The organism is Paenibacillus polysaccharolyticus (assembly GCF_900102085.1).
Classification (GTDB): domain Bacteria; phylum Bacillota; class Bacilli; order Paenibacillales; family Paenibacillaceae; genus Paenibacillus; species Paenibacillus polysaccharolyticus.
This window is the reverse complement of the sequence record NZ_FMVM01000020.1, coordinates 12,995-34,194: the sequence shown is the minus strand read 5'-3', so window position 1 is coordinate 34,194 and position 21,200 is coordinate 12,995. Positions and strand designations below refer to the sequence as shown.

General features: G+C 46.1%; 15 protein-coding genes. 5 read left to right on the top strand and 10 right to left on the bottom strand.

Annotated features, from left to right (window positions below; translation table 11 throughout):
* Positions 1-176: 176 nt before the first annotated feature.
* The 7 genes from BLQ13_RS23945 to BLQ13_RS23915 form a co-directional block, all read right to left on the bottom strand.
* The gene (locus BLQ13_RS23945; protein ID WP_090924282.1) at positions 177-3,152 is read right to left on the bottom strand and encodes a DUF5704 domain-containing protein; all 2,976 of its coding nucleotides are present in this window, start codon (positions 3,150-3,152) and stop codon (positions 177-179) included.
* Between the two features lie 452 nt (positions 3,153-3,604).
* The gene (locus BLQ13_RS23940; protein WP_090924215.1) at positions 3,605-4,882 is read right to left on the bottom strand and encodes an S-layer homology domain-containing protein; all 1,278 of its coding nucleotides are present in this window, start codon (positions 4,880-4,882) and stop codon (positions 3,605-3,607) included.
* Between the two features lie 257 nt (positions 4,883-5,139).
* On the bottom strand, positions 5,140-5,469 hold the full coding sequence (gene csaA, locus BLQ13_RS23935) for a chaperone CsaA (RefSeq protein WP_090924214.1): 330 nt from the start codon (positions 5,467-5,469) through the stop codon (positions 5,140-5,142).
* 139 nt (positions 5,470-5,608) lie between these two features.
* On the bottom strand, positions 5,609-6,241 hold the full coding sequence (gene udk, locus BLQ13_RS23930) for a uridine kinase (RefSeq protein ID WP_090924213.1): 633 nt from the start codon (positions 6,239-6,241) through the stop codon (positions 5,609-5,611).
* Positions 6,242-6,444: 203 nt separating this feature from the next.
* The gene (locus BLQ13_RS23925; protein WP_090924212.1) at positions 6,445-7,023 is read right to left on the bottom strand and encodes a VanZ family protein; all 579 of its coding nucleotides are present in this window, start codon (positions 7,021-7,023) and stop codon (positions 6,445-6,447) included.
* A 33-nt stretch (positions 7,024-7,056) separates the two neighbouring features.
* The gene (locus tag BLQ13_RS23920) at positions 7,057-8,184 is read right to left on the bottom strand and encodes a DUF4179 domain-containing protein (RefSeq protein ID WP_090924211.1); all 1,128 of its coding nucleotides are present in this window, start codon (positions 8,182-8,184) and stop codon (positions 7,057-7,059) included.
* Positions 8,168-8,704 carry an RNA polymerase sigma factor gene (locus BLQ13_RS23915; protein WP_090924210.1) on the bottom strand — a complete coding sequence of 179 codons (537 nt, stop codon included), beginning with the start codon at positions 8,702-8,704 and terminating at the stop codon, positions 8,168-8,170. The genes BLQ13_RS23920 and BLQ13_RS23915 overlap by 17 nt, the downstream gene beginning before the upstream one ends.
* Before the next feature lie 368 nt (positions 8,705-9,072).
* Between BLQ13_RS23915 and BLQ13_RS23910 the strand changes: the two genes are divergently transcribed.
* From BLQ13_RS23910 to BLQ13_RS23900, 3 genes are all read left to right on the top strand, one after another.
* Positions 9,073-9,909 carry a PRD domain-containing protein gene (locus BLQ13_RS23910; RefSeq protein ID WP_090924209.1) on the top strand — a complete coding sequence of 279 codons (837 nt, stop codon included), beginning with the start codon at positions 9,073-9,075 and terminating at the stop codon, positions 9,907-9,909.
* A 200-nt stretch (positions 9,910-10,109) separates the two neighbouring features.
* On the top strand, positions 10,110-12,041 hold the full coding sequence (locus BLQ13_RS23905; RefSeq protein ID WP_090924208.1) for a beta-glucoside-specific PTS transporter subunit IIABC: 1,932 nt from the start codon (positions 10,110-10,112) through the stop codon (positions 12,039-12,041).
* A 246-nt stretch (positions 12,042-12,287) separates the two neighbouring features.
* Entirely contained in the window at positions 12,288-13,754 is a 1,467-nt protein-coding gene (locus BLQ13_RS23900; protein WP_244159440.1) for a glycoside hydrolase family 1 protein, read from the top strand.
* A gap of 180 nt (positions 13,755-13,934) precedes the next feature.
* Here BLQ13_RS23900 and BLQ13_RS23895 read toward each other — a convergent pair whose 3' ends face one another.
* Entirely contained in the window at positions 13,935-14,618 is a 684-nt protein-coding gene (locus BLQ13_RS23895) for a type 1 glutamine amidotransferase domain-containing protein (RefSeq protein WP_090924207.1), read from the bottom strand.
* A 214-nt stretch (positions 14,619-14,832) separates the two neighbouring features.
* Here BLQ13_RS23895 and BLQ13_RS23890 point away from each other — a divergent pair, with 214 nt between their 5' ends.
* Positions 14,833-15,480 (top strand): TetR/AcrR family transcriptional regulator, encoded by a 648-nt coding sequence (locus tag BLQ13_RS23890; RefSeq protein ID WP_090924206.1) that lies wholly within the window; start codon positions 14,833-14,835, stop codon positions 15,478-15,480.
* Positions 15,481-15,655: 175 nt separating this feature from the next.
* Complete coding sequence (locus BLQ13_RS23885) at positions 15,656-16,123, top strand: hypothetical protein (RefSeq protein ID WP_090924205.1); 468 nt, start codon at positions 15,656-15,658, stop codon at positions 16,121-16,123.
* Positions 16,124-16,251: 128 nt separating this feature from the next.
* Here BLQ13_RS23885 and BLQ13_RS23880 read toward each other — a convergent pair whose 3' ends face one another.
* Positions 16,252-19,290 (bottom strand): DEAD/DEAH box helicase, encoded by a 3,039-nt coding sequence (locus tag BLQ13_RS23880; RefSeq protein ID WP_420848964.1) that lies wholly within the window; start codon positions 19,288-19,290, stop codon positions 16,252-16,254.
* On the bottom strand, positions 19,287-21,038 hold the full coding sequence (locus BLQ13_RS23875; protein WP_167375829.1) for an SWIM zinc finger family protein: 1,752 nt from the start codon (positions 21,036-21,038) through the stop codon (positions 19,287-19,289). Before BLQ13_RS23875 ends, BLQ13_RS23880 begins: the two co-directional genes overlap by 4 nt.
* Positions 21,039-21,200 lie beyond the last annotated feature (162 nt).

Below are 21,200 nucleotides of genomic sequence, written 5' to 3'. Positions count from 1 at the left end.
TAAAGTTATAAAAGAACAGGGTGATCTGTAGTGAATTCTTGTGATGAATGAATTCACTACAGATCACCCTTTTAATATTCTCATCTATACGGAGATAAGCTGTTCTGACTGGCAGAGTAATTTTGTAATCCGAATATTTGAACGTAATCATTGATCCTTGACCCTTTACTTAATCCTCAATGAGGCACCTGGGACTGAAAGTCATTTCGACTAGACTGGTCTGCATAATAGAAGAGAATATCGCCATCCTTCAACGGCCATCTACTGCTGTCGTTAGCGCTGTTATTGAATGCAGGTGGTTGGTTGAAACCCTCCAACTGCCACTGATTCATAAGTGGAGCATGGATATATTGCAGATGCGGTGCCTGTGTATTGCCGTTACGTAGACTCTCGATATTAAAGTTGACGACGATGTACCCATTTTTCAAAAAGATATCAGATTGTTCATCTAGCTTATTCTGTCTGGCAAGTGGTTCAAGATTTGTGCCTTTGGGAACAGCGTACACATCTGCCGGCAGACTGTATTCCCCGTACCACCGCTGGATTGCAGCATTGGCCCTGTCAACGTTAACGCTGGAAGGGATATTGGTTTTAGGACCAATCAGTGTACGAATCGGCGCCGTCAGAATCATCCAGTCATAACGGCCTGTCCAGGTTTTTTGGTGTGAAGTCTGGTTGGCGACTTTGATCATATGTTCTGCTAATTTGAGACGATTGCGTTCGTCTGGTGAAAATTCATACGTATATTGGTAACGTGCCGCATCGCTCAATTCGGTGCCGGGTACATTACGCAGTCGTGAGTTCAACACAACAAATCGTTTCTCCATATCCTGCGCTGAACCAATTCGAATAAGACGTTCCTGCCCCCGATGGTAGTATAGATCAACCTCCTGACGGGAAGAGTTATCCTTGTTTATAAAAGAGAATGTGGGTGTTATTCGAATACCATCCTGTTTTCCAAACATATTACCCTTCGTCTTGAGATCAAACTTGAAGTGATAGCCTGTTTTCACAGCAACGTTCCGAAATCCTTGGACCGGATGACTGCCAGGCCGAATCGGCAATACGAATGGAGCAAGGTTTCCTCGGGGATCACCATCGATGCCGCGTAATCCGCTCCAGTAGCTATGACCTGTAGGTTCCGGACTACCTGGTCGTTTGCGGAATACACTCTCCCAGTTATAGTCGGATACATCAGTCACATGAAAGTCATACAGCCTGCCGATTACATCTACAGGTATCTTATCGCTTGCAACATGATGAGTTAGATCGGTGTTGGCATCGGGTTGCTCTGTGAAGTTTGCCGATGAATTCTCGGCGATGTTCCGAAATTCGATGGTATATTTCCCCTCGTCCACCCATACTGGCAGATAGAATGTTGTATCCATTTGGTTCACCGGAATGTTGACCCATGTGTGGCTTGGGATGAACTGTGTTCGATCTGCTGTGTAGACGTCAAACGGGAATAACACCTGTTTGATACGAAAATATTTGGCATAGTCCCGGTTGCCATATCCAGGATAGATGGATGCATCTAGGTGCTGTCCGGATGTAGGGATACGCACAATGAAGGGGCGCTCCAAAATCAGTGCAGCACGGGTAGGGTCAGGTGTTGTTTTCTGATTATGCGGCTGATCGTCGGACACCCATGCGTAGTTTACGACGGGAGTGTGCACCGTAACAGTGTTTATCCCATGAATCGGAAGTATCTTGTTGGCTCCGCCGTTCACGTTACCCGGTAGTAGATCATAATAGATTTGGCCAGAACTTTCCGTATTGGCTTTGTTTCGCAGGGAACTGCTGATCCTGTGGTTGGGAGTGTACAAGACATCCCGTCCAATTGTTGTTGGTGAAGGAATGTTGTTCGGCAGTGGCCCATCCTTGGTAGTTTCGTTATCATTCATGATCACTGCATTGTTGAACTTCACCAAATCATTTTTTACGGTGCTTTGTGGTGTGTTAGTTTCCGCCATTCCCTTTAATAGGGCTGTGTCATCTGGTACATCCGGGGGTGCATTCAAGCCACCTGTTAGTTTGGATGGAGTATAGGAGATGGATGACGTTTGTCCTGGCCTCACATGACGTTCAACGGCAGAGTCATTGCTGGATTCAAGTGTCGGTGGAACATAACCGGCAGGATTCATCGTAATGGTTTCGCCGGGCAGTGCATAATTTTTCATCGTTGCTTTGGCGAGCTTGTACACTTCAAGATTGCTAATCATCCAGTAGGAATAGTCTCGTGTAATTTGAAAGTTGTATGGTTTAGGAACGGTATCATTTTTAGGTATAGGTGTGCCATCCCTACATCCGTCGTCATTACAGACCTGCGGTCCAGGTACGGTCCATTCTCTATCATAGGAGATGGTGATATTACAATCATATATCACTTTGCCGCTCATTTTGGTCCAGGCTTGCTTGAATAGATAATTGTCCGCGAAGGCGTTAGTGTAAAGAGACTCGGAAGTAGGAATTCCTTTCAATACATTGAATGTTTTATTACCTCTGTTATCTGACTTTATTATACCTGTAGCGTTGGGATCAAGGTCACTCATATTCATCGTTGTACCTGGAGATGGTGATCCAATCGTAGGTGTACAGCCACCACCGCCTCCGCTATCTCCACCGCCGGTATTCCCGCCTCCGTCGTCACCACCACCACCGGTTCCCTGTTCAACACCAATGGTTGTGCGGGTTGTTAATTGGAATCCGTCTTTTTCCCATAAAACCGTGATGGATGTAGTGCCTCTGCTAACCGCTTGTACCATCCCGGAGTTACTTACCGTTGCAACCGAGGGATTGGAGGACTCCCACGTGGTCGTTCCTCCGCTGCCTGTGTTTACATTGGTTTCTGCACCAAAGTTACCATCCCCTGTTTTGGTTTTAACCATCGCATTGAGCTGTTTGGTTTGATTTAACCGAATTTGCCCTCCAGGAGAGAGGTTGATTTCTTTGGTGGTTTCGGCGACAGCCCGCCAATATATATCGGTATTAAATACATAGTCTGCAGAGTATTTGGGTGGATTATATGGCCTATATTCTATTGGTTCAATTACTCCTCCGATTTGAGTGGTGAATTTAACCTTTTTACCAGTAAAGGAATCTACACTTACTAAAATAGGCCTTCCAGGACGATAATGAGCTATATTATCCATGTAGATTGGCTTTAAAGAAAGCTCGGTGAGCTCATTGCTGGGATGTTGATTACCCAAACTGTCTTTATACAAAGAAGGTTGATAACTAGGATCTTCTAAAGAAAGGTCAACACACACCAGGGATGAAACGGGTTTGTTAGTAGATCTGTTATTAGATAATTGTTGACCATTACATTCTCCCTCGACCATCCATTTTAAACTATCCAATTGGTAAATAAACACTCCGATATTTGTTGTGCCTGTTCCCTCTACAGGAGTCAATTTCTTCTGTGATTTGGCGGGTATTGAAGGCTCAAAGTACGTGGCCTCCAATATAGGTTTAGTACCTGGACCCCCACCTGCAAAAACAAAATGAAAAGGGTAGAATAGAATGCAGACCGTTATCAAAGAGATGAGAAACCTTCTAAAGATTGAATTGCTATGTATATCCAATAATAATCATCCTTTTAGATTTAATTTGGCACTATGTAAAAAGTGGTGCCATCTTTGAGAGTAAGATGGACCTCTGGATTTAACGTTTTGTCAAAGTGTAATAAGCCCTCTCCCCAATAGATTGGATTTTTTACATTGAAAATACCTTTAGAGCTAAGCAGATTGTTCATATGTGGTACCGCGTATTCTCTAAATGCTTTGCTATTAGGTGAGGTTAATGGATTTATCGTTGGGGAATTAAAAAGACTTCCAGCTTGTAAACGACTCATAGAGTCAATGATGTTGAAATCATATTCCGTGAAAGAGTAATATGCGCCACGAAGAAGTTTATCCTTTTCGTCAACAAATACTGGGTAATAGATACTTCGTTCGGTTTCTTTCACATAGGGATTAATTACAACCCAATTCTTTAGCTTGGCTGAAGCATATTTAGTTACAGTATTCAATTCTTTATTACGAATTTTTGAGAAGTCATCCGTTACCTTGCTATAGTCATATGAGTCTGGATATCTGTTTTCAGGGAAAACTTGATACCTCGGTGCAATCACACTCAGATTGGTGCCTGTCAATCCCACCTGCCGTAGCTCATTCAGCCCTTGAAGATCGGCAGGTTTGGTTTTGGCCACGGACGCGTAACGACTGAGCAACACGGCGACTTCTGCCCGGGTTGTGGTGCGGTTCACGCCAAATGTTTTATCATTCGCAACGCTCATCAGCCCGGTTCCAAGGGCAACAGCGACAGCATTTTTTTGCGAGTCTGCCAGCTTGCCTGTAAAATATTCCTTCGCAGGAATGACGGTGTTTGTCACATCCGAGAGAGCCTGTCCATAGTCTGAATCCACTACACTCAACCCCTGTGTCAACCAGTCCGCCATCTCGCCCCGTTCAAGTGTAGCTTGAGCATCCAGTTTGCCCTTATAACTGGAAGGACGGATAAATCCTTTGGCAATCGCCGTAGCGACACCATTTTTAGCCCACTCCGGTACATCTGTAAAATGATTCAGCTCAGCAGTCGGCGATTCCGGCTGATCATTCAAACGTGCTAAAATACTGGCCATTTCAGCTTTGGTGACGGGTGAACCTGGTTTAAACGTTCCGTCGGCATATCCCTTGAAATAACCTTTCTCTACTGCGGAATAAATTGCTGAGGATGCCCAGTGAGATGCGGGTACATCTTTAAATGAGCTGACGGCTTGCGCTGCTTCGACTGTACTAGTGCCGCCCATCCCCGCAAAACTTGCATATCCCCCTACGAATAAAGCTAGTGCTGCTAAACTGGAAATCATCTGTTTTCTCATGAATCTAACTCCTCTCCATTGCTATAGGTTGGCGCTGGTATGTACTTACTAGGATGATAACTGCTAAATTTGTAGTAATAATCAATATTCTACCATGTATATCCTCTCAAAACACAAAAAAGGGCCACGAATCCGCAGATTCATAGCCTTATGCTTTAAGGTCTCTCGAAATATGTAATTCATTTCAGTTATTGCTCAATACATAGAGAATACTCCATTTTCCAACATTTGAAAACCCCATGTACATAAAAATAAATTCAAGCAATCGGTGTTCCATTCGGTAACGGATGATCTGGGGAGAGCAGGATGACATCACCTTCGCTGGGAACACCGCCCAGTACAAGTACCTCGGACACGAAACCGGCAATCCGCCGAGGTGGGAAATTCACGACAGCAACGACCTGTTTGCCAATCATCAGCTCGGGCGTGTAACGGTGGGTGATCTGGGCACTGGAATTTTTTAAACCGAGTGGCCCGAAATCTATTCTCATCTTAATCGCAGGAACACGAGCCTTCAGAAAAGGTTCAGCCTCCACCACGGTACCTACCCGAATATCATGTTGCATGAACTCTTCAAAAGTAGCCATAAATAAACTCCTCTCAACGAAACGATGTCATATAGTATAGATGATATATCCATCCCCGAAAACAAAAAATCCAGATTACGCTGTATCGTAACCTGGATTAATCCCTGAAAAACTCCTGTTATCCTATATGCAACTTTGATTAAGACCTGTTCCAGTTTTCTCCCGTGAGATATTTCTCGGTAAGAATGGACAGCATCTGAATCCCTACTTCATTATGCCCGCCCTCAGGGATGATGATATCCGCATACTTTTTGGACGGTTCGATAAACGCATCATGCATCGGTTTTACCGTTTCGAGATATTGTTTGTACACGGATTGAATCGAGCGTCCACGCTCTTCCATGTCCCGTAGTACTCTGCGCAGAATGCGTACATCGGAGTCGGTATCTACAAATACCTTGATATCCAGCAGTGTACGAAGATGCTCATCAATCAACACATGTAACCCTTCGACAATGATGATGTGGTTCGGCGCAAGCTCAATCGTTTCGCCTGCAGCGCGGTTATCTATGGTGAAGTCATACACGGGAGCATACGCTGGCTGGCCCTTTTTCAACAGGGTAAGATGCTCAATCAACAGATCGTTATCAAAAGCAAACGGGTGATCGTAATTCGTCAGTCTGCGTTGCTCAGGTGTGAGGTCTGACTGGTCTTTGTAATAATTGTCTTGGGATATGAATGTAACTTTGGCTGATCCCAGACGTTCAATAACGGAGCGAGCTACCGTTGTTTTGCCGGAGCCGGTTCCTCCGGCGATACCAATAATGAGCATGGTTGTTCCATAAACCTCCCTAAAGTGGCAGCATGATCAATCGATAAAGAGTGCCCAAAATGTTTTATTTTTAAGCGCGATCTGCATGTCTGTCTGCGAATACACAATTCCTTCATTGTATCACAGCTCGCGAACTTTTTCATCTTAAGGAACAGACCATGTTTTGCCTTCAAAGGATGAAGCTCATTTTCAGATGTATCATTCTAACGTTGCGTAGAGTTTGATTTATGACCTGGCATTTTCCAAGGAAGAATCAGCTTTTGGCCGATCAGGTGGGTAAGCAGACTAAGCACAATAAACCCAAGCACACTTCCTGAAGTATTGGCGATCAGATCATTAATATCGGTTGAGCGGCCGTTGCCTACCGCAATTCGAATCACGAGTTGCAATAGTTCAATAGTTAAACTTACCGTTAAGCCTGTCTTCGCCACTTTTTTTATGGAGTTGACCGAAGGTCTCCAAAGAGGAAGCAGGAAGCCTAACGGCATAAACAGCAGGATGTTCAAAAGAAAGCTTGGCGCATCCGCAGTCAGCAATGGAACCCACTGAATGTTTGAATACCAGGGTGTTTGGTTGGCATACATCCCGATGTTCACATCAATGGGGAAAAATACAAAATGCATCATGCCCAGCATATATATCACAAATGTCAGCATCAACATATACTGTTTGCCTGTATATCTGGCTTTGCTCACCCTGGCATGAATCACCAGAGTGAGCAGGATCAGAATAAACAGTGGCACAAGAACTACAAAGGATGAAATGGTAAACTGAATGGACATGCGATAACCCCTCTGCAAGGAAATGAAATTGAGCTATGGCAGCTGGATTTTCATTTCCATTCCTTTAATGAATTGATCGTCTTTAACCTCTTCGGCAAAATCATCTTTCACCTTAAAAGGCTTCACAATCAGGTATTTCACATCCTTGGCTGTAGTAGCATAGATGTTTTCCCAGTTCAACTGGTTTGCTTGATACGCACCTTCACCGCTCAATGCAGTCAATTGTCGGCCTTGATCATCATAGACAGCGAATCTGATTTCACGTAGCTGTTTCTCTTCTTTTTTACTTAACGTTTCTTCCCCTTTTAACGCGATCGAAGCAGTTAGACGAGTCGTAATAGGGGTGACCTCGGCTTTGTTCACAGTGACCGTGTACAGATCATTTTCTATCGTGCTATTCGGCTGAACGTTATGAGTGTCCGTTGTAGATTTAGTGAACGGAACGGTCAATTCGAACTCATGATCCATACCTTGCAACTTCAACTTCACTTTAGCTTCGAACTGATCCGGGATGGCGCCTGTGTGATCTGCAGGAATAACCTGTTCAAAAAGCAACGTATCAGGCTCGTTCGCTCCGGCTGAACTATAGAACAGACCGCTATCTGGACGAGAACCGTTCACATCGAAAAATACATTTTCAACGCCACTGCTCAGCTTTACGATATCTTTGCCATTGTCGTACATGCCCTGATTGAGATTAGGTGCAGTAACATGAACGAGAAACGCTGCACGTGTGCCGTCATAGACCGTTTCTAATACTTTGAATTTCACATCCTGATAAGTGAAAGAGCTGTTCACTGGTGTAGTCAAACCTTCGTTGCCTGCTGTTCTCAGACCCATATCAGCTTCAATCGAGCTGAAGAGACTGCCTATCAGTGGAATATTGCGCAACGAGTCAGCCATTGCTGGAGAGACAAAACCGGATGCAAATACGGTTAATCCCAGCACACCTGCTGCGACAGCGACTCCTGCGGTACGGCGTAGTCCTTTATGAACACGTCTTGATGGATGAGCCTGAAACGACTCTATATTCATTTGGCTAGCTGATTCCGGAAGGGAATCCAGTGTGGCATCAATGCGGTTACGTACGATTTTAGACATGGCAGGACGCTCCTTTGCTTGTTCTTTTAATTTTTGATCGAGATTAAACGAGTTCGACATGTAATTTTACCTCCCGAAAGTTTTTGAATTTTTGATATAGCTCTTTCCTTGCCCGGCTCAGCCTCATCTTCACGGCGCTTTCGGACAGGCCCAGTGTATCGGCGACTTGACGCAGGCTCATATCTTCAAAGTAGTGCAGTACAATCACAATGCGTTTGGCTTCTTCCAGCTGATCGACTGCTTCTCGCATATCCACCTCATCGTATGGACTGGATTGTGCCTGATGTTCTGCGGGTACTTCTGCGTAAGAAGTGGAGAGAGAGCGGCGGGATAACAAGGTATTGCATTCATTGATGAGAATACGGAACATCCAGGTTTTGAAATACTGTGATTCCCGAAGGGTATGCATGGATTTGTAGGCTTTCAGGATCGTCTCCTGAATCGCGTCCGCGGCATCCTCTTCTTTGCGCAGCATGGATATGGCGGTATTGTATAGGGAATTTTCGATCTCTCGGATCAGCCTGATGAAAGCTTCACGATCTCCCTGGATAGCCTGTGTGATGAGATCGGGTGAATCCATAGTTAACAGCTCCTTTCGTAACGGGTTTATATCGTGTTAGAGATACATCTCTTGGCCGGTTTTACATAGATTAGACTGCCGGGTGGGGCAGATGGTCACATTTATTTTTGAATAAAAAAGTTCTAGTTGGTTAGACGTTTAGGAGCAACAGATGCCCTTCATGCGTAGCAAAATGCCAAAGTACAGGTTACATAGGAAGCAGGCTCATTTTCACCTGATATTAACCAATTGACTTTTCGAAGGATGTGCCTATAATAAAAGTATATTGTTAACACGGACTGTTACTGGGAAACCAGGCATGACCGAATTCGATTGCTTTCGTGTAATCGCTTTCGGTCTTTTTTTATTTCTAACGGGGGGTGAGAACATTGAAGGTTATCAAAAAAGTGAATAATAACGTGGCCATTGCGATTAATGAGCATAACGAAGAGGTATTCGTGGTGGGCAAAGGTGTAGGGTTTCTCAAAACCCCATATGAGCTGACCGAGACGGATCTGGTGGAGAAAATCTTCGTGGCCCCGAAGAACATCCGGATGTATGACCTGCTAAACAGCATTCCGATTGAGGATATTTATCTCGCGGAGGAAGTGATGAAGCTGGGCAGTGAGATTTTGAACAAAACCTTTAACCCGAATCTGCTTCTCACCCTGTCCGACCATATCAGCTTTGCCCTTTCCCGAACCAGAGAAGGCATCAATATTAAAAATCCGCTGGAATGGGAAGTACGGACACTGTATCCGAGTGAGACCCGGGTAGGGGAAGCTGCACTGAAGCTGATTGAGGAGAAAACGAATTTGGCTCTGCCGTCAGCCGAGATTACCCTGCTTGCTCTGCATTTTGTGAATGCACAGGTAGGTTCTGGCGAGATGAGTGATACAACCAAGGTAACTACCGTGACGGGAGAGATCCTTTCCGTAATCAAATACGCACTCAAGATTGATTTTCAAGAGGACTCCATTCATTTCATGCGGTTCGCTACACATATAAGATACTTCATCATGCGGCAGATGAGCGGCAAGTCGCTGAAAGATGAGAATGAGTCCCTGTATACGATGGTGAAGGAAAAGTTCCCGAAGGAACTCGCTTGTGTGGAGAAGATTGCTGATTTCCTGAAAACAAACTATGGCTGGACATGTTCCGATGATGAGAAATTGTATCTGATCCTGCACATCCAGCGATTAACCACTAACGAACCAGCAGAATAACAGCTACTCTCCAGGTTCTTCTGTCATCGAAGTGTCTGTGTAAACCATTCTTGTTTGTCTAGTATTACAACTGAATACTCATTAATGGACTGTTACTGATTCGATCAGGCATGACCAAGCGAAGGGAATGACGATTCCCCGGCTTGGTCATTTTTCATATATATCTAATTATCCATCATGAAGCAGAGGAGAACAGGATTATGAATAATAAAGACTTGGCTAAAAACGTGCTTGAGCTCGTTGGCGGCGAGCAAAATATATCCGGACTTACACACTGTGCTACCCGTTTGCGTTTTGTATTGAAAGACGATGGTAAGGCCAATTTGAAGGAACTGAATCAGCTGGAAGGTGTGCTTAAAGCGCAGAACTCCGGGGGGCAGGTTCAGATCATCATTGGAGCGAAAGTAGATGCTGTTTACAATGAAGTCAAAAATTTAACCTCAAATCGACTTGAAAATTCCGAGGAATCCGCAGCAAGCAGTAGATCGAAGCAAAAACGCAATCCGTTCAATGCGGTTCTTGAAACGATTGCCGGTATTTTTACGCCGATCCTGCCAGCACTGGTTGGTTGCGGCATGATCAAATGTTTTGCCACGGTAATGGCTGCACTCGGCTGGTTGGAAGGGTCTGGATTCATGGTCATTATCAATATGATCGGTGACTTGATCTTTTATTTCTTGCCGTTCTTCCTTGCTGTCAGCGCAGCACATAAGTTCAAAACAAATCCCTATCTGGCAGTAGCGCTTGCCGCTGGACTGATGCATCCGACGATTTTGAATGCGGCAGCTAAAATAGCTGAGACAGGTGTGAGCACTGTTGATTTTCTGGGCATGCCGATCCTGTTAATGAAGTACTCATCTTCGGTTATTCCTATTATTCTGGCTGTTTGGATTATGAGTTACTTGTATCCACTCGTCAATCGAGTGATTCCTAAGTTTTTGCAAGTGTTGCTTACGCCAATGATCGTGCTGTTTATTATGGTTCCCCTTGAACTTATCGTGTTTGGCCCTGTGGGTTCACATATTGGTGACTGGCTGACGAACGGTATTAACTCACTCTTCTCTACCGCGGGTGTTCTGGCAGGAGCGATTCTCGGTTTCTTTAAACCGATTATGGTTATGTTTGGTATGCACTATGCCATCATGCCGATTCAGATTCAACAGGTGGCTACACTGGGTGCAACGGTGCTGATTCCTACAGCACTGGCAGCGAATCTGGCGCAAGCTGGCGCGGCCTTTGGTGTATTTGTCCTAACGAAAAACAAAACGATGAAATCTGCTGCGGGATCTAGTGGCATCACGGCGTTATTCGGAATTACGGAGCCAGCAATCTATGGTGTAACGTTGAAATATAAACGCCCTTTCTTCGCAGCTTGTTTGGCTGGTGGTATCGTTGGTGGATTTTACAGTCTGGTTCATACCACGGCTAATGCAATTGCACTTCCAGGTTTATTGGCGCTAGGCACGTACACAGCAGATCGTTACATCTATGTCATCATCGGGTGTATTGCTTCAGTGGTATTAGCCTTTGTATTTACCCTGATTGGGGGCATTAAGGAAGATACAGACGGAAGCCCGTCGCAGAAAACTTCTGGCACAGTCAACACCGATCAATCGAATGCAGTGGCAAGCACAGTACAATCAGAAAAGTCTATTTTGAACGACACTTCTTCTTCAAATATGCTGATCGTAAGTCCGATGACGGGTGAGATTAAACCGATCTCCGAAGTCGAGGATCAAGCTTTTGCACAAGAATTGATGGGAAAAGGGATTGCGATCGTGCCAACGGAAGGCAAGGTATATGCCCCGTTTGACGGAGTGGTTGAAGCTCTTTATCGCACGAAACATGCTATTGGCTTAAAGGCAAATAACGGCGTAGAGATTCTGATCCATATCGGGGTAGACACCGTCAGCCTGAAAGGCAAATATTTTAACGCACACATCAAACAGGGAGAGACTATCCAAGCAGGAGATTTGTTGGTGGAGTTTGATCCAGACGGCATTAGATCAGCAGGTTATAACACGATTACATCGATTGTTGTTACTAACATGCAACAATATGGAGATGTGCTCACGACAGCGAGCAGTGGCCCGATCCGGGAGAGCGAAGCTTTAATTAAACTTATTCCTTAATTGAGGTTTGTCCGAACTGAATGCATTACTAATTACACAAGTTGAACAGTTCTTTTACACATTAACGAAGAGGACAGAAAAAACCTGGAAAAGCGAAGCGGTCGCCTTTATCACCGGATTCTTCCATTCGGGAAAGGAAATCAAAAAAATCTGGGGATAACAGCGATTTAAAGGTTATTCTGTCATCGGAGTGGACTGTGTAAAATCTTTGATTCAACTTAAATAAAAATACAGGAGGAAATTACAATGACGAATATGAGCAAATCCCATTTTTCAAAAGACTTTTTGTGGGGCGGTGCACTGTCTGCTTGTCAGGCAGAGGGTGCTTATGATGTGGACGGCAAGAGCCTGACCATTCCCGAGGTCATGAAGTTTAACGAGAAGAACGACCGCAAGGTAACCAAACAGATTCGGGTAAACTGGGAGATGATTGAGGAAGCTCGAAACGACCCGAATGCGGCGAACTATCCGAAACGGCGGGGGATTGATTTTTATCATCGATTCCGTGAGGATATTGCTTTGTTTGCCGAGATGGGCTTCAAAGTGTTCCGTTATTCGATTGCGTGGGCGAGAGTGTTTCCGGGCGGGGATGATGCTACTCCAAACGAGAAGGCATTGCAGTTCTACGATCAGGTCATTGATGAATGTTTGAAGTATGGTATGGAGCCGTTGATTACTATTAGCCATTTTGATACTCCGATTGTACTGATGGACAAGTTCGGTGGCTGGTACAACCGCAAGCTCGTGGATCTATATGTGAAGTATTGCGAAGTGCTGTTCAATCGCTACAAAGGAAAAGTGAAATACTGGGTTACGTTTAACGAGATTAATATGAGTGTCAAAGCATCGGCTAAAACGCTCGGTATCATTGATTATGACGCGCCTAATTATGAGGAAATGCTCTTTCAGGGTCTGCACCACCAGTTTGTGGCTGCTTCCAGAGCAACCAGACTGGCACATGAGATTGATCCGAGTAATAAGATTGGCAGCATGGTGGCCTATTTCACCACGTATCCGTACACGTGCAAGCCGGAGGACGCGTTACAGATGCAGCAGGATGATCAGATGAAAAATCAGTTTTATCTGGATGTGCTCAACAAGGGGGAGTACCCTTATTACAGCAAGACGTATTTTAAAAATAAAGGCATTCATCTCCACATTGAGGATGGAGACCTGGAAGGAATTCGGTCACATACGGCTGACTTTGTAGGCATGTCGTATTACAACTCCATGATCTCCAGCAGCGATACCGAGCAGCTTGAATTAACAGCGGGTAATGTGCACAGCGTGTACAAAAATCCGCATCTACCCGCAAACGAGTGGGGATGGCAGATTGATCCGATCGGCCTGCGTTATACATTGAATCTGGTCTATGACCGGTATCAAAAACCTGTGTTTATTCTGGAAAACAGTTCCGGTTTTTATGACACACTGAATGAAGATGGCACGGTGAATGATCCCTATCGGATTGATTTTTTAAGCAAACATATCGAACAGATGGGACTGGCCATCGCGGATGGCGTCGAGGTACTTGGGTATACGATGTGGGGTCCGATTGATATGATCAGTTCAGGTACATCGGAGATGAGTAAGCGCTACGGATTTATCTATGTGGATCAGGACGACTACGGTAAAGGTACGCTAAAAAGGATTCGCAAAGACTCGTTCTATTGGTATCAGAACGTAATCCGTACCAATGGGGCAGAACTGTAACCGCATCGCACCTGTATCTATAGTGAAGGTTAATTCCTAGTAGTTTCCAAAAGGCTTAAGACTAGAAACAGTAATAAAACAGCATGTACCCATCAGATCATGACGGATACGTGCTGTTTGTGTTGTGTAAATTGTTGCAACATTCATTTATATAAAAGCTCATGGGGGAGCTGAGGTATCTTACAGACCAAGCAATTCTTTGACACTTTCGGCTACGGCTTTGCTGGATTGCGGGTTTTGTCCCGTAACCACACGTCCATCTGTTGTCACATAGGAAGTGTAAGGAGAGGATTTAACGTACTCGGAAGCACGTTCCCGAAGTGCATCTTCGAGCAGGAATGGAACATATTTCGTTTGTTGTGCCAGTTCTTCTTCCTCGTTGGTGAAGCCGGACACTTTTTTATCGTTAATCAGAAGCAAGCCATTGGACAGCTTCACATTAAGCAGGGCAGTAACCCCGTGGCACACGCCGGATACTACGCCACCTTTTTCATAAATATCACGTGATAGCGCTTGAAGTTCGGCATTGTCCGGGAAATCCCACATTGTACCGTGTCCACCCGTAAAGTAGATGGCATCGTAGTCGCTTGCGCTTACTTCGCTCGGTTTCAATGTATTTTTCAATTTGTTCATGAAGGATTCGTTCTCGAAATAAGCTTTGGTGCTGGCATCCAGAGAGTCGCCCAGACTTTTCGGATCAAGTGGCACGTTGCCGCCGTTCGGGCTAACCAGATCAATCTGCACATTATCGTTATGGTCGAACTCTTCAATGAAGTGAGTGGCTTCACTGAGCCACAGACCTGTAGGTTCATCTTTGGTTGCATATTTATCGACATTGGTCAAAACAACTAATATTTTTTTCATCGTGAAAACCTCCTGTACATGCTTGTGATTTAAATTGTGTAAAATATAATCGTTAACAACTTCATGCAGACAATATATCATACTCATTTGTTAAAGTAAACTAAAACGATGAAATTCGTATAGTTCGTTTATTATATCTATTTTGTCTAGGCGTGGTATACTTATTATATTGTCCAATTTGAAGCAATTGACGCAGCATGAAGGAGGTACCCCCTTGAAACGTTTGGAAAATTCACAAAAACTACTAACCAAAATCATTCCGGTTCTGCGTGCAAAGTCCATCAGTTCCCTGCGCATGGATGACATCGCGAAACATATGGATATCAGCAAGGCAACCCTATACAAATATTTCTCATCCAAAGAGGAAATTATCCAGAACGTTCTGAACGTATATATTGAGGAGATTCATGATTCCCGGGCAACAATGGACGATGATACGATCTCGTACGAGCGTAGATTTCAGATCGCCTATGAGCATGCGATGACCCATGTGTTATATCTCCCCGAGTTCTTTTGGAACGAGGTGAAGAAGCTTTACCCGGAATTATACGAAGGCATTGCTTCTGCTCTGCAGCATCATAGTGAACAGTTGTGTTCCTTTTTTGAAAAGGGAATGGCACAAGGTACCTTTAATCGCATTAGTCCGGTGCTGTACATGATTCAAGATGAGGCGGTGATCCGCACAATTGCTGAGCCGTCGTTTTCCATCATGCATGATATGACCATCCGTCAGGGTTTGTTTGACTTTTACATCCTAAAGAAACATCAGTTACTCAGCCCGTCACGGATTGAAAATCTGGATGATCAGCCGGTAAAAGCCTACATTAACGAACTGATTCAACAGTTATCACGGACGATGTAAAGAGCGGAGTGGAGAGGTTATTGGAGGGTCAGCCCTGGATATAACAACGGGAAGTATATATTTTATTTAAAATTTAAAATAAATAGATTTAAAGTCCTAGGTCTTCTGATATAATCATGTCGAAAGATGTCAATTATGACCAGATGTCTTCTACATATTTTGGGAGGTCTACCCTATGAAAAAGTCAACAAAGCTTCTCTCTTCAACAGCCATTGCTACAATTGCAGCAGTATCGGTTGTCACTTCTGCTTCAGCAGCAAGTGCGACTGTGGCAAATTCCGTTTCTTCATTGTCTGGTATTAACATCTCCTCTATGGATATTGAAACGGCCTTGATGATGGTGCAGCAGGAGCGCACCAGATTGCTGGATGCTCAATTGCAAACACAAATTCAAGAGGTACAGAACCGCAATCAACAGATTGCTGATCTCAATGCAGAATTGCAAGTGGCTCAGCAAAACGGAGATCAAGCCGCTGTGCAAACATTGAAAGGCCAGATTGATGCCCTCAGCAATTCGCAACAAATGGATATGCTTCGTCTGCAGTCCATGTCTAACAAGCGGAATGAAGCTTTTGATCTCATGACTAATTTCATTAAAAAAATGCAAGACTCCAGATCCTCTATCATCGGTAACATGCGCTAGAACTGGGATCCCAATACAAGGTTTAGAATGGTACTTTCATCAAGAAGCACAACGTTACAAAAGCAAAAAGAGCAAAGCCGGAATCCACATTCCTAAACTTCGCTCTTTTTTTATTTTACTCAGCCAGCTTAACCAGACCAGTCCCGGCGACGCGTGAACAAGTCCTTCAGCTCATCGGTCGACAGTTCGGTAATCCAGTTCTCCGAACTCGTGATGATGTTGTCACTAAGTTGTTGCTTGCTCTCCAGCATCTCGTCGATGCGTTCCTCGAGCGTACCGAGAGAGATAAACTTGTGCACCTGCACGTCCTTGGTTTGTCCCATCCGATAGGCCCGGTCTGTTGCCTGGTTCTCCACTGCGGGGTTCCACCAGCGGTCAAAGTGGAAGACATGATTGGCTGCCGTCAGATTCAGACCAACACCGCCAGCCTTAATCGACAGAATGAAGACCGAAGGTTGCTTGTCCGCAGGCAGTGTGCGAGATTGGAAATCCTCAATCATGCGATCCCGTGCTGTTTTCGATGTGCCACCATGTAGGTAGAGTACAGGTTCTTGCAGCTCCTGCCGCAGCACTTGCTGTAACATCTGCCCCATACCGATATATTGTGTAAAAATCAGGCATCGCTCCCCCTCGTCACGCAGCTCACGAACAAGCTCCATCAGCCGTTCCAGCTTGGCCGAGCGGCTGATCAGCATCGCCATGTCCTGCGGACTGTACACGTCATAGGTTGATGTTGCCGGATCATCCGCAGGCAGCTCTTCAGGCAACGTTTCCTTGGTGAGCAACAGCGGGTGGTCACACAATTGCTTCAATTGGGTTAACGCGGAGAGAATCGCACCTTTGCGCTTGATGCCCTCCAGCTCTTTCATTTTATCCATCAGGGCTTGCACCGATTGGTCATATAATGCACTCTGTTCACCTGTGAGGTGAATATATGTTTTCATCTCATTTTTGTCCGGCAGATCGAGCTGGATATTCGGATCTTTTTTCTTACGGCGAAGCATAAAAGGTTTCACCAGTTGTTGCAGATCCTGCATGCGCTGCTCATCCTTATCCTTTTCAATCGCACTGATGAAGCGGGTTTGAAATGCCCGGGCACTGCCCAGATAACCCGGATTAATGAAATCATAGATCGACCACAGTTCGGATAACCGATTCTCGATCGGCGTACCTGTAAGCGCAATGCGATGTTTCGCCGGGAAGCTGCGTACAGCCAGGGACTGTTTCGTCTGGGCATTCTTGATATTCTGTGCTTCATCGAGGCAGATAGCAGACCACGTGTAGGTTTCCAGCAGTTCCTGATCCAGCGTCGCCGTGGCGTAGGAAGTAATGATAATATCCGACTGTTCGGCTTGCTCCCGGAATTCTTCTCCGTTTAACCGGCGTGCCCCGTAATGCAGACTGACACGGATGGAAGGAGCAAAACGGCTGATTTCCTTCTGCCAGTTCCCGAGTACGGATGTTGGACAAATCAGAAGGGCAGGTGCTTGTCCAGGTAGTCTTGGCTCATGATCTTTAATGTGCAACAAATACGTAATGAACTGAATCGTTTTCCCAAGACCCATATCATCAGCAAGACAAGCGCCTAAGCCGAATCTGCGCAGAAAACCAAGCCAAGCAAAACCTTCCTTCTGGTAGGAACGTAGCTCTGCGTGAAGTCCCTCCGGAACGGGCAGGGAAGGGGCTCCGCCTTGTCCGCCTCCGAGCTGAGCGATGACCCGGTTCAGATGATCATTTAACTCCACCTCAAGCCTGATACTCTCGCTGGTCTGAGATGGGTCTGGTTCCTGTTCGCCCTCGGCCTGTTGACCTTCCTTCCATTTCTGCTTGGCATATTCCCGCTGCTCATTGTGAAGCAGATGCAGATGCAGAATATCCTGGAAAGAGAGTCCTTCCTCCCGATCTACACCACCCATCGCTCTGCGAATTTGCTCCAGCAGATCGGGGTCGAGCGGAACCCATTCGCCGCGGAATCGGACGAGTCGTTCATTACGGGCGACGAGATCTGCAAATTCTTCTTCACTAAGATCACTATCCCCAATGGCGATGCGCCAGTCAAAATGAATGATGGAGTCCAATCCAAAGAACGATTGGCCACGCTCACTGCCTTCCTCCGGTTTTACTTTGGCTCGCAGCTTCGGTTTTTTCTTCCGGGCGGCTTCCCACCAGCCCGGCAATAGAACTTGCCATCCCGCGGCTAGCAAGCGACCGCTCTCTTGGGTCAGAAACTGCCAGGCTTGCTGATCATCCAGCGGATCGCTCAGAATATCTCGTCTGCCGCTGATGGAACTGCCAAGACGCGGCAGTTGCGCACGCAGCTGATCCAGCCAGCCAGCCGAGCGATCCAGAACAAATGGCGTCCAAGCTTCGGGCCATTCGCCCTCCAGTCGTCCGCGTGAATCAAGCATGACGGGCACGAGAACGGCAGCATCCAGCTTGTTCTGCAATACCAAACGCAGTCGCCAGGAGAAGTCGTCCTCGTCCGGCTCCTGCAATTGCAGCATCGGGCGGAAGGGTGCAGCATCGGCTTTCCAACCGATGGACACCAGCCACGACCGAGCATCAAGGCCGCCTGTTCGCGGAAGCACTCCGCGCTCGGGGAAGAGCTGCGGGAACTCCCGCCGCAGGTCGGTGGCTGCTTCTTCGGAGCTATACCAGCGCTGGAACACAGCGGCGGAGTAAGCTGCGCCAAGTCCTTCAGCGAAACTTTCATCCGTCTGCTGCATGGCTTGGTGAAGTGCAGCCAGATCCTGCTTTTTCAGACTATCCGAGTCCCACGTCCATTGCAGTTGTCCGGCACGATAAGCCTCAAAGCTGGGTACATGCTTGCGATGATCAATAGACGAGGACAGTATCGGGGCTAGTCGGATCAGGTACTCAGCCTGTTCATCCCACTTCCACTCAATATGAATCAGAGTCTTCATCTCTGCAAAAAATGGGAGAACCTCTTCCGCAGGCAACACCACAAGCTCAATCTCTTCAATCTGCCGGATTTCAAGCTCCGTGCCGTAAAAGGAAGGAGCATGCCATGCGAATAGACGTTGTTTCAACGACTGGCCTGACACAAAGTGATGTGTATTCAGCGCACCGTAAAATAGCGCATCGCCATAGCCGGTCAACGCCACGTGTACCTCAATCGTTTCTGTGTAGGGGTGAATTAGACTCATGGAATCAGCTTACCTTTCCGAAGCTCCTCCTGCAGGGCGCGCAATCGGCTGTTGCGAACAGCCAGTGCAGTAATGAACTGCTCCCACGGCTCCTCTCGCTTCATTTTTTTATATATTTTGGACAGTCGTTTCAGAAGCTTTACTGCGGCTTTGTAACCATCCCTGTTCTTGTGTGCAATATAACGCTCCACCGCCTGATGATAGAACGGCAAAAGCAACTCAGGGGCGTCCTTCTCAATGGGTTGCAATACAGCTACTCGGAATTCGAGAGGTTCAGTGCCTGTGCTCAGCTGAAAATCAATCCACCTGCGCCACTGCCCCCGAGAATGCATGGCATCCTCATAAGCAGGCCTGGAGTGGGGAAGCATGCTGACCAGCGTGTCCCACATCCGGTGCTCTGCATCCGGGACATGCTGGATTGCAGTATCCCACAATCGCATATAGTCCTGTAAAGGAGCATTGCGGCGACCCGCCAGCAGGGGCCCGAGCTGTACCAGCCATTCGGACAGACGTGTCCATTCAGCTGCATCGGTCAGTGTATGGAGAAAGTACAACAGATGTTCCGGCGGAATGCCATAGGCTGAGCTGCCATGGACAAGTTTCTGCCAAGCTGATGAATCCTGTTCCAGATGGTAGTACATCCAGCTCTGTGCCAGAACAAGCGGTAAGGGTAAAGATCCTTTTCTGACGTTCTTCTCTCCGCCGGGGGCAGCTCCTTCTGGCGAAATGATCTTTGCTTCTGCTTCGTTCAGTAGATGAAGTTCTGACTCCAACATCGCCTGTTTACCTTGAAGCCAGGGCACAATCCAGTTCAGCCACAGCTTGGAGTAAACGGGTGAGAAGAACATCATATTAGCTGTCTCCGGCAACATCTCTGTCCGCAAATAAGCCGAAGTTTCTTCGAGCCTTGCCCAGACTTGTTCAAATGCCGTGCCCTTCAATCCGGACAAGTCCAGCGACTGGAGCAGAAGGGTCTCAATTCCTTTTTGGAGAGAGTCTACCGCCAGCTGGGCAGGGTAACTTAAATACACAGGAGTATGCGTAATCGAGTTGCGCGCGGGTGGTATACAGTATCGCATGAGGTAAAGCTGAACATGCAGCTCAAACAGCTGATCCATCGCCACTGACATCTTGGGTTTGATCGCGTATAGTTCATCTGCAGCTTCCTGAATGTAGCCCGTCGTTGCCGTTCCTGTCCCGAGTCGCTTAAGGGTCGCTCGAAATAGTTCATGCCATTCAACAATGTCCATTCCAGCGAGTTCGGTTGCCCGCTCCTTAATTGTGCTATACTGGGGTCCATCCGAGGAGATATTGTCTTGGACAGCCTCCTCTTGTTCCGTAACATCGCTGAAGCTATAAGCTCTCGCAGATGTCGAACCTGCCGGTTTGCTGGTTTGTTTCAAGGCAGTACTTGCATGTGCATTGACCAGTGCAGGAACGGGGCGTCCTTGCTGTTCAGCATAACTCATCAATATAGCAGCCATATGTTTGCATGGAGAGTTAACCGGGCAGGTACAATAACTGGTGGACAAGTCCTGCATACGGAGCACAACCTCGTATGATTCTGATCCTTGTACCTCGGCGGTAATAGCCTGAGCATCGTTGAAATTTATAGATATAACACGTTTCTGTTTATAATATTGGAATCCACGCATGATCGTCAGGTTGTTAAAAAGATCTGCAACTTCACGAATCAGTGCTTGCCACTGCGTGTCATCCATGATCTGATCCTTAGGTATGTTCATCATTCCATCTCCTGGGGTATACATGGTTAACTAATGATGACGTCTTCGACGTCAAGGCCTAGAGTTTCAATGCTTCTATCATATCAGTTCTGGAGATGCTCGTGCAGACGTCATCCGAATCTACTGCACGAATACTCCATATTGTGTATGCTTATCTTATAACGT